The organism is Gordonia sp. GN26 (assembly GCF_054823965.1).
This window is the reverse complement of the sequence record NZ_JSYC01000047.1, coordinates 1-15,919: the sequence shown is the minus strand read 5'-3', so window position 1 is coordinate 15,919 and position 15,919 is coordinate 1. Positions and strand designations below refer to the sequence as shown.

At 67.6% G+C, this 15,919-nt stretch carries 17 protein-coding genes; 14 read left to right on the top strand and 3 right to left on the bottom strand.

All coding sequences use genetic code 11. The features are described 5' to 3' along the window. Nucleotides 1-29: 29 nt before the first annotated feature. Nucleotides 30-710 (bottom strand): SDR family oxidoreductase, encoded by a 681-nt coding sequence (locus tag OK17_RS11975; RefSeq protein WP_461417570.1) that lies wholly within the window; start codon nt 708-710, stop codon nt 30-32. A gap of 154 nt (nt 711-864) precedes the next feature. On the opposite strand from OK17_RS11975, the gene ggh reads away from it, so the two are divergent. The 3 genes from ggh (at nt 865) to OK17_RS11960 (ending at nt 3,273) form a co-directional block, all read left to right on the top strand. Continuing rightward, a complete protein-coding gene (ggh, locus tag OK17_RS11970; protein WP_232716787.1) occupies nt 865-2,205 on the top strand; it encodes a glucosylglycerate hydrolase in 1,341 nt (446 codons plus the stop codon). Between the two features lie 69 nt (nt 2,206-2,274). Beyond that, entirely contained in the window at nt 2,275-2,841 is a 567-nt protein-coding gene (locus OK17_RS11965) for a DinB family protein (RefSeq protein ID WP_461417569.1), read from the top strand. A 96-nt stretch (nt 2,842-2,937) separates the two neighbouring features. Continuing rightward, complete coding sequence (locus OK17_RS11960; protein WP_461417568.1) at nt 2,938-3,273, top strand: hypothetical protein; 336 nt, start codon at nt 2,938-2,940, stop codon at nt 3,271-3,273. A gap of 75 nt (nt 3,274-3,348) precedes the next feature. Here OK17_RS11960 and OK17_RS11955 read toward each other — a convergent pair whose 3' ends face one another. Further along, nucleotides 3,349-3,549 (bottom strand): hypothetical protein, encoded by a 201-nt coding sequence (locus OK17_RS11955; RefSeq protein ID WP_232716790.1) that lies wholly within the window; start codon nt 3,547-3,549, stop codon nt 3,349-3,351. Nucleotides 3,550-3,648: 99 nt separating this feature from the next. Next, a complete protein-coding gene (locus tag OK17_RS11950; RefSeq protein ID WP_461417567.1) occupies nt 3,649-4,239 on the bottom strand; it encodes a TetR/AcrR family transcriptional regulator in 591 nt (196 codons plus the stop codon). An 84-nt stretch (nt 4,240-4,323) separates the two neighbouring features. On the opposite strand from OK17_RS11950, the gene OK17_RS11945 reads away from it, so the two are divergent. From OK17_RS11945 to OK17_RS11895, 11 genes are all read left to right on the top strand, one after another. Next, nucleotides 4,324-5,493 (top strand): DUF418 domain-containing protein, encoded by a 1,170-nt coding sequence (locus OK17_RS11945; RefSeq protein WP_461417566.1) that lies wholly within the window; start codon nt 4,324-4,326, stop codon nt 5,491-5,493. 159 nt (nt 5,494-5,652) lie between these two features. Further along, nucleotides 5,653-6,036, top strand: a complete 384-nt coding sequence (locus OK17_RS11940; RefSeq protein WP_005200607.1) for a cupin domain-containing protein — start codon at nt 5,653-5,655, stop codon at nt 6,034-6,036. A 9-nt stretch (nt 6,037-6,045) separates the two neighbouring features. Beyond that, on the top strand, nt 6,046-6,603 hold the full coding sequence (locus OK17_RS11935) for a dimethylamine monooxygenase subunit DmmA family protein (protein WP_232716793.1): 558 nt from the start codon (nt 6,046-6,048) through the stop codon (nt 6,601-6,603). Further along, nucleotides 6,600-7,604, top strand: coding sequence for a PDR/VanB family oxidoreductase (locus OK17_RS11930; RefSeq protein ID WP_232716794.1), 1,005 nt, complete (start codon nt 6,600-6,602; stop codon nt 7,602-7,604). Before OK17_RS11935 ends, OK17_RS11930 begins: the two co-directional genes overlap by 4 nt. After that, on the top strand, nt 7,601-9,148 hold the full coding sequence (locus tag OK17_RS11925) for a heme-dependent oxidative N-demethylase subunit alpha family protein (RefSeq protein ID WP_461417565.1): 1,548 nt from the start codon (nt 7,601-7,603) through the stop codon (nt 9,146-9,148). Before OK17_RS11930 ends, OK17_RS11925 begins: the two co-directional genes overlap by 4 nt. Further along, on the top strand, nt 9,145-10,134 hold the full coding sequence (locus OK17_RS11920) for a PDR/VanB family oxidoreductase (protein ID WP_461417564.1): 990 nt from the start codon (nt 9,145-9,147) through the stop codon (nt 10,132-10,134). The genes OK17_RS11925 and OK17_RS11920 overlap by 4 nt, the downstream gene beginning before the upstream one ends. Further along, nucleotides 10,131-11,165, top strand: a complete 1,035-nt coding sequence (locus OK17_RS11915) for a heme-dependent oxidative N-demethylase family protein (RefSeq protein WP_461417563.1) — start codon at nt 10,131-10,133, stop codon at nt 11,163-11,165. Before OK17_RS11920 ends, OK17_RS11915 begins: the two co-directional genes overlap by 4 nt. A gap of 53 nt (nt 11,166-11,218) precedes the next feature. Continuing rightward, nucleotides 11,219-12,580, top strand: coding sequence for an ammonium transporter (locus OK17_RS11910; protein ID WP_461417562.1), 1,362 nt, complete (start codon nt 11,219-11,221; stop codon nt 12,578-12,580). Between the two features lie 217 nt (nt 12,581-12,797). Continuing rightward, nucleotides 12,798-14,159 (top strand): type III glutamate--ammonia ligase, encoded by a 1,362-nt coding sequence (gene glnT, locus OK17_RS11905; protein ID WP_461417561.1) that lies wholly within the window; start codon nt 12,798-12,800, stop codon nt 14,157-14,159. Between the two features lie 68 nt (nt 14,160-14,227). Next, nucleotides 14,228-15,124, top strand: a complete 897-nt coding sequence (locus tag OK17_RS11900; RefSeq protein ID WP_461417560.1) for a class II glutamine amidotransferase domain-containing protein — start codon at nt 14,228-14,230, stop codon at nt 15,122-15,124. Beyond that, nucleotides 15,112-15,891 carry a GltB/FmdC/FwdC-like GXGXG domain-containing protein gene (locus OK17_RS11895; protein WP_461417558.1) on the top strand — a complete coding sequence of 260 codons (780 nt, stop codon included), beginning with the start codon at nt 15,112-15,114 and terminating at the stop codon, nt 15,889-15,891. Before OK17_RS11900 ends, OK17_RS11895 begins: the two co-directional genes overlap by 13 nt. Nucleotides 15,892-15,919: the final 28 nt, after the last annotated feature.

Below are 15,919 nucleotides of genomic sequence, written 5' to 3'. Positions count from 1 at the left end.
GAGGTGCGAGCGGAGCGAGCCTCGAAGGGTCAACCCCGGCCCGTCGGCCGCAGCACGATGTCCTGCGGATGGGCGTCGGCCGGGGTCTGGATGGCGTGTACGACCGCAGCGGCGACCGACTCCGGGCGCAGGAACTGCGAGGCGTCGTAGTCCCGGCCCTCGATGGCGACCAGCTCGCGCTGCATGTCGGTGTCGATGCGTCCGGGGTAGACCGACGTGACCCGGAGCGTCGGCTCCTCGGCGCGTAGGGAATCGGCGAGTGCGCGCAGGCCGAACTTGCTTGCCGCATAGGGCGCCCAGCGTGGCTTGGCCGACCGCCCGGCGCCCGAGTTCACGAAGACGACGTGCCCTCCTGCTTGCCGAAGCGCAGGCAGGAGGAGCCGCGTCAGTTCGGCGACCGCCACGAGGTTCACCTCGAGGACGTGATGCCATTCCTCGACCGGGGTGTCCGAGACGTGCTCGAGGCTGCTGCCGACGCCGGCGTTGTGGACCAGCACGTCGAGTTCGCTGATGGTCTCGACCGCGGCGGCGACCTCGTCGTAGTCGGTCAGTTCGACGGCGAAGGTGCTCGCGCCGTCGAGTTCCGTGGCGAGGTGGTCGAGTTCGGGCGAGGGGCGGCCGCCCAGCAACAGGTCATGCGTGGGGGCGAGCTGTCGGGCGATCTGGGCGCCGAGGCCGCGACTGGCCCCGGTGATCAATGCGGTGGGCACTCTGCCAACCCTACTGCGGCGACCCGGATGGCGACATCGCTCTGCCCACCACCCCTCCGTCGGCCGAGCGGCGACGCCCGGACGGAGCGAGGACGCTGCGTATCGAGCCCACCTCGGTGAGCAGACGCGCTCGCCGCGGGGCACAATCGTCGGCGTGGCCAGGTACGGATTCACCCCAACGCAGCTGTCGGCACGTGCCGCTTATCTGCTGCGCGGCAACGACCTGGGCACCATGACCAGTGCGGCGCCGAAGCTGTACCCGCACATGTGGAGCTGGGACGCCGCGTTCGTGACCGTCGGTCTCGCACCGCTGTCCGTCGAGCGTGCGGTGATCGAGATGGACACCCTGCTCTCGGCCCAGTGGCGCAACGGCATGATCCCGCACATCGTGTTCGCCAACGGCCGTGACGGATACTTCCCCGGCCCGGCCCGCTGGGAGTGCGCACGACTCGCCGAGTGCGCCCCCGACTTCCCGGACACCTCGGGCATCACGCAGCCACCGGTCCACGCGATCGCGGTGCAGCGCATCCTCGACCATTCCCGACGCCACGGTCGCACGACGCGGGCGGTGGCCAACGAGTTCATCGACCGCCGCTGGAGTTCGCTCGTGCGGTGGCATCGCTGGCTGGCCCATGCCCGGGATCCCATGGGGCGCGGCCGGATCACCATCTTCCACGGCTGGGAATCCGGTATGGACAACTCGCCGCGGTGGGATTCGGCGTATGCGAATGTCGTTCCCGGGCTCGATCTTCCGCCGTATCAGCGCGCCGATCTCGACCACGTCACCGATCTGTCGATGCGGCCCACCGACCTCGAGTACGACCGGTACATCTGGCTGGTCGAGCAGATGAAGCGGGCGAACTACGACGACGAGGTGTTGCCGAACGTCATGAGTTTCGCCGTCGAGGACGTCTTCGTCAGCGCGATCTTCGCGGTGGCCTGTGATGTGCTCGCGACGATCGGCGAGGATTACTCCAAGCCGCTGGCCGACGTTCGCGATCTGCGTGCCTGGGCCGACCGGTTCCGCGCCGGCGTCGTCGCCGCCGCCAACGACCGCAACGGTGCCGCACGGGATTTCGACCTCCGAGCCAACTCGTGGATCACCACCGAGACTATCGCGGCGTTCGCACCGCTCATCTGCGGTGGACTCCCCCGCGACCGGGAACGCGCTCTCCTCCGGCTTTTCGACGGTCCGCGCTTCTGCGGCCACCCCGACCTCCGCTACGCCGTCCCGCCGTCGACGTCGCCCATCTCGGCCGACTTCCGACCCCGCGAGTACTGGCGCGGCCCGGTGTGGCCGGTCATGACCTGGCTGTTCAGTTGGGCGTTCGCGCGCCGTGGCTGGACCGAACGGTCGGCGCGCCTCCGGGAGGAGGGTCTGCGCCAGGCAACCGACGGCTCGTTCGCCGAGTACTACGAACCGTTCACCGGCGAACCGCTCGGCAGCATGCAGCAGAGCTGGACCGCGGCGTCGGTGCTCGACTGGCTCGACTGATCACGACACCTCCGCGGGTTACCGTGGTCGACGGAACATCCATCGGCATCTCGGCGATCGGGAGATCAGATGAGCCAGAAGGAGACGCTGCGTCGGTACCTGGCCGACGCCCGGTCGGTCATGGTGTGGAAACTCGACGGGCTCTCCGAATATCAGACCCGACGTCCGCTGACCCCGCACGGCACCAATCTGCTGGGATTGGTCAAGCACCTGTCGGGCTGCGAGATCGGTTACTTCGGCGCGGTTTTCGGCCGGCCGTTCCCCGATCCGCCGGCCTGGTTGTCGAGCGAGGTCCCCGATGTCGACATGTGGGCGCAACCGGACGAGACCCGCAATGAGATTCTCGACCTCTACCGCCGCGCCTGTGCACATGCCGACCGGACGATCCGGGAACTCGAGTTGGACGCAACCGGTGAAGTGGCGCCCTGGCCTCCCGAGCGGCGACACGTCACCCTGCGGCAGATCCTGGTCCACATGATCGCGGAGACCTCCCGTCACGCGGGCCACGCCGACATTCTCCGCGAACTCGTGGACGGATCGACCGGACGCCTGCCGGCCGAGGAGCGGCCCGCCGACCCGGGGTACTGGGCGGCGATGCACACCCGGATCGAGGCGGCGGCCGAGCGGTTCCGGTGATCAGGACCGCTCGAGGTCACTACCTCGCAGGTAGTGGCTCTTTCGGCGTCGGAGGCGGATTCTGGGGTCACGGCAATCCGTCTCAGGAGGTGTCCGATGACCACCGACTCGACCATTCACCGGAACCGGAGACCCCCACTGGGCGCGACCCCCACCGCCTCGACCCCGCGCTGGTTGGTGGCCGTGGCGCGATGCGACCGGGCGCTCTCGTCGTGGTTCATCGGGGCCGGCTTCTTCTTCGCCCCGCTCCTGCTGATCCTCGACCCCTGGCCGTTCGCGGTAACCGTCGCCTGGGTCGTGATCTCACTGGCCGGGTTGTGGCTCGGACTCCTCGGGGCGTTCATGGCGGCCGGACTCGCCCTTGTGCTGCGTGCCGGTGACGTGATTCCCGACGAGTTCTGGTCCGGATTGCTCGATTACCGGCAGCACTAGCCGCGAGAAGCGCTCACGCCATCCGTTTCCGCTCACCGGATTCTCTTGAGCGGCAGCGGATCATGGGAGCGAAAGTCAATGCGTCTGGGCTCGCACCTGCATGACGGTCGCCGTCAGCCCCAACACGATCGCGACCACACCTACCGCAACCCACCACCACCGGCCGTCGAGCCACCAGACGACGGTGAGCCAGACCATGCACACGGCGTACAGGACCCCGAAGACGGTGGTCCAGAGAGCCTCCCGCTTCAGAGGGCTGCGCGGTTCGCTGCTCACGGTGTGCTCCTGGACTCGACGGCCGTCGCGGCATCACGGCCGCGACCAGGTCCAGCGTAGCGACCACGACGCACCCGACGACGTCGAATCGACGACGCGTCAGGTGGCCCGCAACCCGTGCAGGTGGTCGCGGAGCGCACGTCGCGCACGGGCCGGTGAGTCGCTGCCGTCCAGCAGCAGGTGCATGGCCAACCCATCGATCAGTGCGTGCAGGCGGACGGCCTCGCTGTCGACGTCGACGCTGGTGGCGACAACTTTCTGGTCGCGGAGTTCGGTCAGAACGGCGGCGCAGAGGCCTCGGAGCCCGTCGAACGCCTCGCGGGCCGCCTGGGCCAATCCCGGATGGGCGACGGACTCGGTCAACAGCGCCAGGTTCACGTGCATCTCGACGCGGCGGTTGTCATCCATAGGGAGTAGCTCGGCGAGGATCGCTTCGGCCCGACGTAGCGGATCGCGGACGCGTCCGTGCGTCCTCACCCGCTCCGCCACACGTTCGTAGATCAGCCGCATCGAGAACTCGAGTAGCTCGGACTTGTCGGCGAAGACGTGGCGCAGGGAGCCCACGGAGATGCCCGCCTCACCCGCGACCTCGCGGACCGACACGCCGGAAACCCCTTCACGCAGGACGATCCGCCACAGCGCCTCGGCGATCTCGGCACGTCGCTCGTCGCGGTCGATCAGTTTGGGCATTGACTCATGCTAGTACACCTGTGCTACCTTGGCGGACACCTGTACTAGCACAGTCGTGTCACCAAACTTGTCTGGAGACCCGCAATGGCCAACCGGTACGCCTCACTTGATGTCCTTCGTGGCATCGCCATCCTGGGAACCCTCGCCACCAACATCTGGATCTTCACGAATCCGGAAGGGCTCATCGGCTACATCCAGGGGGCGCACGGGGCGTCGGGAATGTGGGAACCGATCGAGGGTCTCCTGCAGCAACTCGCCCAGGGCAAGTTCCTGGGCCTGCTCACCATCATGTTCGGGATCGGCCTGGCGGTTCAGCAGCGATCGGCGATCCGACGCGGACAACCCTGGCCCGGCCGGTACTACATCCGCGGTGCGCTGCTCTTCGTCGACGGACTGGTCAACTACTTCCTGTTCACCGAGTTCGATGTCCTCATGGGGTACGCCGTCACCGGGATCATCGTCGCGTATCTGCTGTCGATGCGGCTGCGGCGGCAGTACGTCGCGCTCGGCATCGCGGTCACGACCCATATCGCGCTGCTCGGGGTGCTGGTCTGGGCCCTCGCCTCGGCTCCCACCGGGAACGGTTCAACGCTCGACCCGAATCCATACGCGGACAGCAGCTTTCTCGACCTGGTCGTCTTCCGCGCCGAGAACATGGGGTTGTTCCGTGCCGAGGTGATCTTCATCCTGCCGATGTCGATCGCCCTGTTCCTGGCGGGCGCGGCCCTGCTGCGAGCGGGGGTGCTCGAGCCGCGCGGTGAGAAGCTGCGTCGGCGGCTGTTGGTCGTCGGGCTGGGTGTCGCCCTGCCCCTCGACCTCGCCCTGGGCATGGCCGGCGGCGACGCCGGCCTGGTCCTCGGCCGCTACGGTACGGCGCCCGTCGTCGCGCTGGGGCTGCTGGCCTGGATCGCCGGCCTCTACGCCAAAGGACGATCCCCGGGTCGATGGGGTCGTGCGGTCACCCCGATCGGCCGAACGGCACTGAGCTGCTACGTCTTCCAGAACATGGTGGCGGGTGCGGTCTGCTACGGCTGGGGATTCGGGCTCGCGCAGCGCCTCGACCCACAGACGGTCGTCCCGGTGACCGTTCTTCTCTTCGTGGGTATCTCCGCCCTCTTGATGTTCGCGTCGCGCGCCTGGCTGACCAGGTTCGAACGGGGCCCGCTGGAGTGGTTGTGGCATCGCAGCTACTCGGCCCTCGACTCCCGGTTCGCACGTCGGAAGCCGAGCGTCGACGCGACAACCGGCGCGTAGCACACCATTACAAAGCCGTCACACTGCTGAAACACGCCACTTGTTTCATGACAGGGGTCAGCGTCCACTACGAAGAGTCATCACCAACCCGATGGCTCGAGGACGCCGCACATGTACCCCGACGAGCGCGTAGCGCCCGAGTGAGCATGGAGGAGCATCGTGACGATCGAGAGTGCCAAGGCGTTGGAGTTCCGGGTGACCAGCGACGCCTGGAAGAACCTGCCGAAGATGCCGGAGACCGAGTACCCGGGCACCGAGGGCTTCATCGGTGACGTCTACGAGAACCCCGACGGCAGTCCGATGTGCAGCGGTTACTTCGAACTCCGTCACACCGACGAGCCGCTCTACTACGAGTACGAATACGACGAGATGAAGGTCGTGCTCGAGGGCGAGTTCCTGTTGGAGAACAAGGAGACCGGGCAGAAGATCGTCGCCAAGGCGAAGGACGCCATCTTCTTCCCGAAGGGTTCGAAGATCTACTTCAGCACCCCCGACTATGCGCTCGCCTTCTACACCGGGCAGCGCGACGCCACCCTGCTCTGATCCACCGTCATGTCGCAGATCGCGTACTCCAGCGTGCCGGTGTGGGCGCGACCTGGTGACCTGGCCGAGACGACAATCCCCACGGCGACCGGCAGTTCCTACCTGCTGGTCGGTGTCGGGGACGTCGCCGACGCACTGGGCCGCTGGGAAGCCCAGTGCCCGCCGCAGGCCACCACCCGAATCCACGGCGATGCCGACACCGCCGCCGACCTGCTCGCCACGGCGCTCGCCGAGGCCACCGTCGGCGTCCGGGTATGGATCGTCGCCGACACGGGTTCGGCACTGCGGCTGCGCGCCGTCGCCGTGAACGCCGGACTCGAGGACGACGAGATCATGGTCCTGACAACCGATTCCGACAATCGAACCGAAGCCGACGTCTTCTGCTCACACTGCCGGTCGGTGACCCGCGCCCGAGTAGCGATCGATGACGTCGTCCCCTGTGCCGGTTGTCGTCGCGACCTGCTCGTCTACCACCACGTATCCCGTCGAACGGGTCAGTACCTGGGCTTCATGGTCGACGCCGAGACCGCGCAACCCCTGTCCACCGGTGAGGAGGTCGAACTGTGAGCATCACCGTCGCAGAACCCGGTTCGTCCGGTACCGCGGTGCAGACCCGCGTCGACAGGCTGCCCACGATGCAACTCGTCGTGGTCGCGATCGACGCCACCGTCGCCGGCATCCGCAGCATCACGCTCGCCGACCCGGACGGCCGCGCACTCCCCGGTTTCGTACCCGGCAGCCATCTGGTGGTGCACGCGGGTGAGCACACCAATGCCTACAGCCTGACCGGCGACGGCACCCATCCCACGCAGTATTCGATCTCGGTCCTCAAGGTCGACGACGGCAACGGCGGATCCCGCTGGCTGCACGAAGCACTCGTCGTCGGAGACCTGTTGACCGTCGGGCTTCCCCGTAGTGCCTTCGCGCCGATCGCCCGCGCCCGCAGACACCTGCTGGTCGCCGGCGGGATCGGGATCACCCCCATGGTGTCCCACCTGCGGGCCGCCGTGCGTTGGGGACGCGACGTGCAGTTGCTGTACGTGTTCCGCGAGGAGGCCGCCGCCCACCTCGACGACGTCACGGCGCTCGCCCGGGCCCGTGCCGAACTGTTCACCGACCGTCTCTCGTTCACCGAGCGCCTCGATGAATCGCTCCGTGCCCAGCCGGTCGGCACCCACCTGTACGTCTGCGGACCGTCGGCGATGATCGACGCCGTCGTCGGTGCGGCGATCGCGGCCGGCTGGCCCGAGTCCCGAATACACTTCGAACGCTTCGGCATCGACGCACTCGATGCCGGTGACCCGTTCCGTGTCGAGCTCACCGAATCCGGCCGGAGCATCGACGTCCCGTCGGGGACGAGCATGCTCGAGGCCTTGGAAGAAGTGGGCGTCGAGGTCCCGAATCTGTGCCGGCAGGGCGTGTGCGGCGAATGTCGCATCCCCCTGTCCGGCGGATCACCCATCCACCGCGATCTCTACCTCAGTGCCGAGGAGAAGTCCGCCGGTGACGCCATCATGCCGTGCGTCTCGCGCGCCACCGACGGCTGCACCCTGGAGGTTCCCCTGTGACAGGCACTCTCGACAACACAGCCACGAAGACCGCGGCGGGGACCGACCTGATCGCCGGCTTCCCGTTCCCCTTCCTCGAAGACCGGTACCGCTACAGCACCAACGTGGAACCGGCCGAGCAACCCGTCACGACGCCCGCGGGTCAGTGGGGCACCGCCGTGGTCGACATCGACGCCGAGTACCGCGCGGAACTCGATCAGCGCGCGGTGATCCTCGCCGCCGACCCGACCCGCCACGCGGTACTCCCCCACATGGTCCCCGCGGCGTGGGATGCGATGTTCACCCTCATGCGCGAACTCGGCGCCGCGTATCCGGAGCAGATGCAGCTGCGCTCCACGGGGCCCGACGAATGGTTGTGGCGCAACGGCATCCTCGGGATCGAACAACACTTCCGCTACGGCGACGAGACCACCCTCCCCGACGAACCGTTGCGCTACATCACCTCTCAGGTCCAGGAGGACATCGCCCTCCTCGACCAGCGCAACGACGAGCTCTTCGTCGACGCCGGCGTGGTGACCTTCGCGGCCGACTGGAGTTTCGGCTTCGACGTCGGCATGAGCTTCCTCGAGATCCACGGGCCCGTCCCGCGGATCCGCAGGGAAGGCGTCATCACCCGGGCCCACGAGTTCCTCAAGCGCCTCCAACCGCACCAGCCCTACCGGCGGACCAACTGGACACTCACCATCGATCGCCGCCTCGACGTCTCGACGGAGCTCTACCCCGAGTGGGGCCCCGACCGCGAGAGCATCCAGCTCGTCGACGACGCCGAGTTCGGTCGACGCGTCCATCTGCGCGTCGAGGTGCAACACCTGATCCGCCTGCCCGACTCGGGTGCGGTCATGTTCCTGATCCGCACCTACATGATCCCCCTGGAACAGCTGGCCACCGTCGACCCGTGGCGGCGTCGTACTGCCGAGGTCCTGGCCGAATTGCCCGAGGACATGGCCGATTACAAGGGCATCATCAAGTACCGGGATCGCGCGGCCCAGTGGTTGCGCGATGCCGCGCCGACCCCGGCCCCGACCACACCGGCACCGACCGGCCCGGGCATGCCGGTCTGGCCGACCAGTCCCCCGGCGGTCGACACCACCGGGGCCGCCTTCCTCGTGGTCGCCATCGGCGATGACGCCGCGACCGCGCACGTGTCCCGCAACTGGGTCGCGGCGGCCGAGGCCGTCGGCGCCACCCGGCTGCTCGTGCTCGACACCCTCACCGACGAGCAGGATCGTGCGGCCCTCGACGCCGCACTCGGCGAAGCCCTCACCGGCACCCGCGTCCTCGTCACCGGTGGCCAATACGACGTGATGACCGCCCTGGCGATCGCGCGCGAAGCCGGAGCCGTCCCCGCTGAGCTGTCGTCCTTCGTCGTCCACACCCGCGATCTGCCGCTCTACTGTGCGCACTGCCGCACCACCTTCCGCGTCGAGGGGCGCGCCGGCGGGATCGTCACGTGTCCCGGTTGTGCCCGGGATCTCGAGGTCCACGAACACCATTCGCCGACGATGGGCAGCTTCCTGGCGTCAGCCGCGGGGGGTGATGCATGACGGCAGCAGCCATCCCCGCACACCTGCACCCGGGTTACACGACGTCGACGAGGCCGATGCGCGTCGTCGCCGTCCGCCAACTGACCGAGGACATCACACACTTCCGGTTCGCGCCCCCCGTCGATGCACCGCAGGTCCTGACGCCCTATCAACCGGGTAGCCACCTCATCGTCACCGCAGGCGAACACCGCAACGCCTACTCGCTCGTCGACGACGGCATGTTCCCCAACACCTACGGCATCTCGGTCCTGCGCCGCGGCGCCGGCGGCGGCTCGGATTGGTTGCACGACAACCTCACCGAGGATTCGATCGTCGAGGTGGAGGGTCCCCGGTCGATGTTCGCGCCGGTCCTCGACCAGCGGGGAGCGCTGCTGGTGGCCGGCGGTATCGGGGTCACACCGGTCTTGTCGCACGCCCGGGCGCTGGCGCGCGAGGGGCGTCGTGTCGACATCGTCTACTCCTACCGGCCCGGCTGCGGAGCCCACCTCGACGATCTCCGTGCGCTCGCGCAGCAACCCGACGTCACCCTGCACGAGGTGTCGGGGATCGACGCCACGACGGAACTGCTCGCCGAGAGATTCCGGTCGCAGCCGCTCGGGACCCACGCCTACGCATGCGGACCGGCCACCCTGCTCGACACCTACACCGAGCTCGCCGCGCAGGCCGGATGGCCCACGGCGCGGGTCCATCTCGAACGATTCGCCGCACCCGATCAGGAGCCCGGCGACCCGCTCACCGTGACGCTCTCCTCGACCGGCGCCCGGATCGACGTCCCGGCCGGGGTGTCACTGCTCCAACGTCTCCTCGACAGCGGTGTCGAGGTGCCCAACCTGTGCCGCCAGGGTGTGTGCGGCGAATGTCGAATCCCCGTGCGTGGAGGCACCATCGAGCATCGCGACCTCGTCCTGTCCGACGAGGAGAAGGCACTCGGTGACGCGATGCTGTGCTGTGTCTCCCGGGGCCAGAACATCGAGGTGGACCTGTGACCACAGAAGCGATCCCATCCGCATCGGCCCGCGAGTACCTGTCCGGCCCGGTGGACCACCTGTCCAACCTCCCGTGGCCGTTCCCCGACGACCTCGAGGAGTTCTCCTACAGCGTCAACGTCGAACCCGCCCGCATCCCGCGCCGCACCCGCGGCGGCGAATGGGGAAGGCACCTGGTCGATCTCGGCGGTGCCGAGTACCCGGCGATGATGGCCGAACGCCGGCGGATCCTCGACAACGACCCGTCACGCGTGCGGGTCCGTGCCGGCATGGAGGTCGCCTGCTGGGACCTGCTGCTCTACTACCTGCGCGACCTCGGCATCTCGTATCCCGGCCTCATGCACCTCGACGAGTACGGCGACGGCCGGTTCCACTGGCGCAACGAGATCCTCGGCACCGACCAGGAATTCGTGCTCGGCGACCCCGACTCCCTGCCCTACGGGCCCATGGAGTTCCTGGCGCGCGAAGTGCCCGACGACCTCCTGCTCGTCACCGAACGCGACGGGCACCTGTACTTCGACGCCGGTGTGGTGACCTTCGCCGCGGCGTGGTCGGTCTCCTTCGACGTCGGTATGGACATGTACGAGATCCACGCCCCGGTCCCGCGCATGCTTCGCGAGGGCATCGTCGCCCGCGCCGAACAGTTCCTGCGCAGGCTACCCGCGGATCAGGTGTACCGCAGGGTGAACTGGACTCTCTCGGCGTCGGATTCGCACAAGCTCGATGTCAGTCTCGAGGAGCTGCCGGCCTGGGCGGGTGACGTCCCGGGCATGGTCGCCGACGGCGATTTCGCCAGGGCGCGCCTGCGAATCGAGCTGGAACACTTCGTCCGGTTGCCGATGTCTGGTGCCGTGACGTTCAATATCCGGACATTCATGGCCTCGCTGGAGGACGTGAAACGAATACCCGAGTGGGCCGACCAGTTGGCGACCGTCATCGAGACACTCGGTGAGGACATCGCCGCCTACAAGGGATTCCTCGACTATCGCGACAACGTCGTCGCCTATCTACGCGGTCAACGACGCCCGTGAGCTGCTGGTGCAAGTAACCCGGACCTCAGAGTCTCCGAACCGAAAGATCGCCCATGGAACCGATACTCGCGGCTAACGCCGACCTGGCCTGGATGCTGGCGGCCTTCGTCTTCGTCCTGTTGATGTTCCCCGGCCTCGCCTTCTTCTACGGCGGCATGGTCGGCTCGAAGAACGTCCTGAACATCATGTCGATGGTCATCTCCACTCTCGGCATCACCGCTGTGCTCTATGTCGTCATCGGCTACGGACTGGTGTCCGGCCCGTCGGTGGGCGGTTGGGGCCTCATCGGCAACCCGACCGACTTCATCGGCCTGACCAACTGGCTGACCGACGACGCATCGGGGGCGACCCAGACGCTGTACTTCGCGGCCTGGTTCATCCTGTTCGCCGCCATCACCATCGCCATCGTGGCCAGTGGTGCCGCCGGCCGCATGAAGTTCTCGGCGTGGCTGGTCTTCGCGCCGATCTGGCTGCTGGTGGTGTACTTCCCCCTCGCCCACTGGGTCTTCTCGGCTGACGTCGACGACGACTACAAAGGCGGCTTCCTGCTGAACAAGCTCGAGATCGTCGACTACGCAGGCGGAACCGCGGTCCACATGAACTCCGGCGTCGCCGCTCTCGCACTCGCCGTCGTGCTCGGTGCCCGCAAGCGACGCATGGAGCGTCCGCACAACGTGCCGATGACGATGCTCGGTGGCGGCATCCTGTTCTTCGGCTGGTTCGGCTTCAACGGCAGCTGTGCCCTCGGCGCCAACTTCCTCGCCCAGTCGGTCATCCTGAACACCCTGCTCGCCGGTTCCGCCGGCATGATCGGCTTCGCGATCATCGAGAAGTGGCGTGAAGGTCATGTCACCTCGCTGGGCATCATCACCGGCGTCGTCGCAGGTCTGGTCGGCATCACCCCGGCAGCCAGCAGCATGGCCCCGCTCGGTGCCCTGCTCGTCGGCATCTTCGCCGCCGCGGTCGTCGCCTTCCTGCTCAGCTTCAAGTCGAAGCTGAAGGTCGACGAGACGCTCGACGCCTTCGCCGTGCACGGCATCGGCGGCATCGTCGGTACCTTCTGCATCATCCTGTTCGCCACCGATGTCGCTCCGGCCGGCGTCCAGGGCGTCCTGTTCGGCGGTGACCCCGACATCATCTGGCGTGAGCTCGCCGGTATCGCGATCACCTGCACCTACTCGTTCGTGATGACCTGGCTCATCGCGAAGGGGCTCGACAAGGTCATGGGTATCCGCGTCGACGACGAAACCGAGATGGTCGGCCTCGACACCGTCCTGCACGCCGAGACCGCCTACGAGATCCCCAGTGCGAGCGTCGGTCACCCGGGCGGCGGCCTGGCCTCCCTGTTGCCGTCGGCAGCTGCCGAATCGGTGGAGAAGTCGATGCCTTCCTCGACTCCACCTGCGCAGGTCTGACCGCGCAGAGAAAGTGAACAACGGCCCGGGGCCCACTGTGAGAACGGTGGTCCCCGGGTCTTTTTCGTCGCGTCACACGAGGCGCCGAAACGACACCGACCGCTCACCGGGCGGAAACAGCGGGGAAACAAACGGTCGGTCTACTAACGGTAGACATTGATTCACGCGAGTGGACATCCCGACAGGCCACACCTACAGTCGACCCCCGGAGCGCATCATGACCACCACCAACGCAGCGACCGACACCAGCACTCTCGCCGAGCTTTGTGCGGCCAACGGCACCAAGTTCATCCTCGCCATGTTCGTCGACCTCCGCGGCAAGCCGTGCGCCAAGCTGGTGCCGGTCGAGGCGGTCGACGAACTCGCCACGGAGGGAGTCGGTTTCGCCGGATACGCGGCCGGTGCCATCGGCCAGGAGCCCAAGGACCCCGACCTCATCGCGATCCCCGACGTCAATTCCTTCCTTCCGATCCCGTTCATCAAGGAAGGCCTCGCCGTCGTCCAGTGCGATCCGCACGTCGAGGGCCAGCCGTGGCCGTTCGCCCCGCGCAACATCCTCAAGACCCTCATCGCTCAGACCGCCGACGCCGGCTTCGAGCCGTGGGTGGGTGCCGAGGTCGAATACTTCCTGCTCAAGCGGGCCGATGACGGTTCGCTCGTCACCGCTGACGCCGCGGACGACTCCGACCAACCCTGCTACGACGTCCGCGGACTCACCCGCATGTACGAACACCTCACCGCGGTGTCCACTGCCATGAACCAGCTGGGTTGGAGCAACTACGCCAACGACCACGAGGACGGCAACGGCCAGTTCGAGCAGAACTTCAAGTACGCCGACGCGCTCACCACCGCCGACCGGGTCGTCACCCTCCGCTACCTCCTCTCGGCCATGGCCGCGGAGAAGGGCATGATCGCCACCTTCATGCCGAAGCCGTTCGCCGACCGGACCGGCTCGGGACTCCACTTCCACCTGTCGCTCACCAAGGGTGGGGAGCCGGCCTTCCCGCAGGTCAGCGAAGACGACCGCGGACTCGGTCTGTCCGACACCGCCTACGGGTTCATCGGCGGGATCCTCGAGCACGCGCCGGCACTGCAGGCCGTGATCGCACCGACCGTCAACTCCTACAAGCGAACCGGTGCCACCGCCACCCGCTCGGGTGCGTCCTGGGCGCCACGCAAGGCCACCTACGGCGGCAACGACCGGACCCACTACATCCGGGTTCCCGACGATCAGCGCGTGGAACTCCGCGGCGGCGACGGATCGGCCAACCCGTACCTGGCCGCAGCCGCGTTGCTCGGTGCCGGCCTCGACGGCATCAAGCGGAGCCTCGACCCCGGCGCCGTCGGCGGTGCACCCAGCCACATCGCCGAACTGCCCCTCACCCTGTTGCACGCGGTCGAGGCCTTCGAGGCCGACGCCGTCGTCGCGGGCGCGCTCGACGCAGCACTCCCCCAGGACTGGCCCGAGGACCAGGGCAAGGTGTCGACCTACTTTTCGAACCTCAAGCGCGAGGAGTTCTTCAACTGGCACGCCGCGGTCTCCCCGTGGGAAGTCGACCAGTACCTCACCGCCTTCTGACGCGGCCGAACCCGGCCGCGTGGATCGAACCACATCCCAACTCCCCCTTCGACGTAAAGGATTCGACAATGTGCGGAATCGTCGGATTGCATCTGCGTAATCCCGATCTTCATCCCCGGCTCGGCGCCATGCTCGCCGAGATGCTCGGTGAAATGCAGGATCGCGGCGCGGACTCGGCCGGTATCGCGGTGTACGGCAACCCCGAGTGGGCGCCTCCCGGCCACGGCTGCGTCTCGCTGCTCGAACTCGACGTCCTGCCCGACGAGCTCTCGTCGACCCTGGGCGCGGCGCTCGGTGTGCCCGTCGCCGCCCAGCTCGTCGATGCCACGCTGGTCGCGTCGGCCCCGGTCGGCGCCGAAGAGCTCCTCGGCGCGGCCCGTGCCGCCTACCCGGACGCGCTGGTCGCCGGCTTCGGCTCGGACCTCACCGTCCTCAAGGGTGTCGGCGCACCGCGCGACCTCACCGAATCCTGGTGCCTGGCAACCGCTTCCGGCTGGCAGGGCGTCGGCCACACCCGCATGGCCACCGAGTCGGCGGTGACCCCGTCCGGTGCCCACCCCTACGCCGTGGGTCCGGAGCAGTGCCTGGTGCACAACGGCTCGTTCGCCAACCACGCCACCATCCGACGCGAATTGCGCGCCCAGGGTGTCGAATTCGACAGCGAGAACGACACCGAGGTCGGCGCACGCTTCGTCGCCCACCAGCTCGCCGCCGGCAAGGACGTCGAGACCGCCCTCAAGGAGGTGTGCGCCAACTTCGACGGCTTCTACACCCTCGTGGTCTCCAATCGCGACTCCTTCGCCGTCGTCCGCGACGCCATCGCCTGCAAGCCCGCGGTGATCGCAGAGACCGACGACTGGGTCGCGATCGCCAGCGAGTACCGCGCCCTCGCCAAGCTGCCCGGCGTCGAGAACGCCCGCATCTGGGAGCCCGAGCCCGAGGTGGTCTACGTATGGACACGGTGACACTCCCGCACCCAGGGACCCTCGGACAACCCGGGACGCTCGATCCCACCACCTCCCCCACCGACACGGCGAAAGCTGAGACGATGAGCCCCAACCACCACTTCGATCTCGCGAACACCCCACTGCGAGAGATCAACTCGGCGCTCCACGATGACATCTCCGGTGAGATCGTCATCGACAACCCCGCCGGCGCCCACAGCGTCGCGGCCGGCGTCAACGCCCCGGTCAAGATCACCGTCAACGGTCACGTCGGCTACTACGCCGCCGGCATGAATCAGCAGGCGGAGGTCACCATCAACGGCAACGCCGGCACCGGTGTCGCCGAGAACATGATGAGCGGCAGCGTCATCGTCAAGGGCAACGCCTCGCAGTCGGCCGGCGCCACCGCACACGGCGGCCTGCTCGTCGTCGAGGGTGACGCCGCGGCACGCTGCGGCATCTCGATGAAGGGCGTCGACATCGTGGTCGGCGGCAACGTCGGGCACAACAGCGCGTTCATGGCACAGGCCGGCCGCCTGGTCATCCGCGGCAATGCCGGTGACGGCCTCGGCGACTCCATCTATGAGACCCGCATCTACGTCCGCGGCGAGGTCGCCTCGCTGGGCGCCGACTGCATCGCCAAGCCGATGCGCGAGGAGCACCTCGAGGAGCTCGCCGGCCTACTCAAAGCCGCAGGTTACGGCGACGACGATCTGACCGCCTACACCCGCTACGGATCGGCCCGCGAGCTCTACCACTTCAAGGTGGACAACGCTTCTGCCTACTGAGCCATCCCCTCGCTCCCTTCAGGTGCGA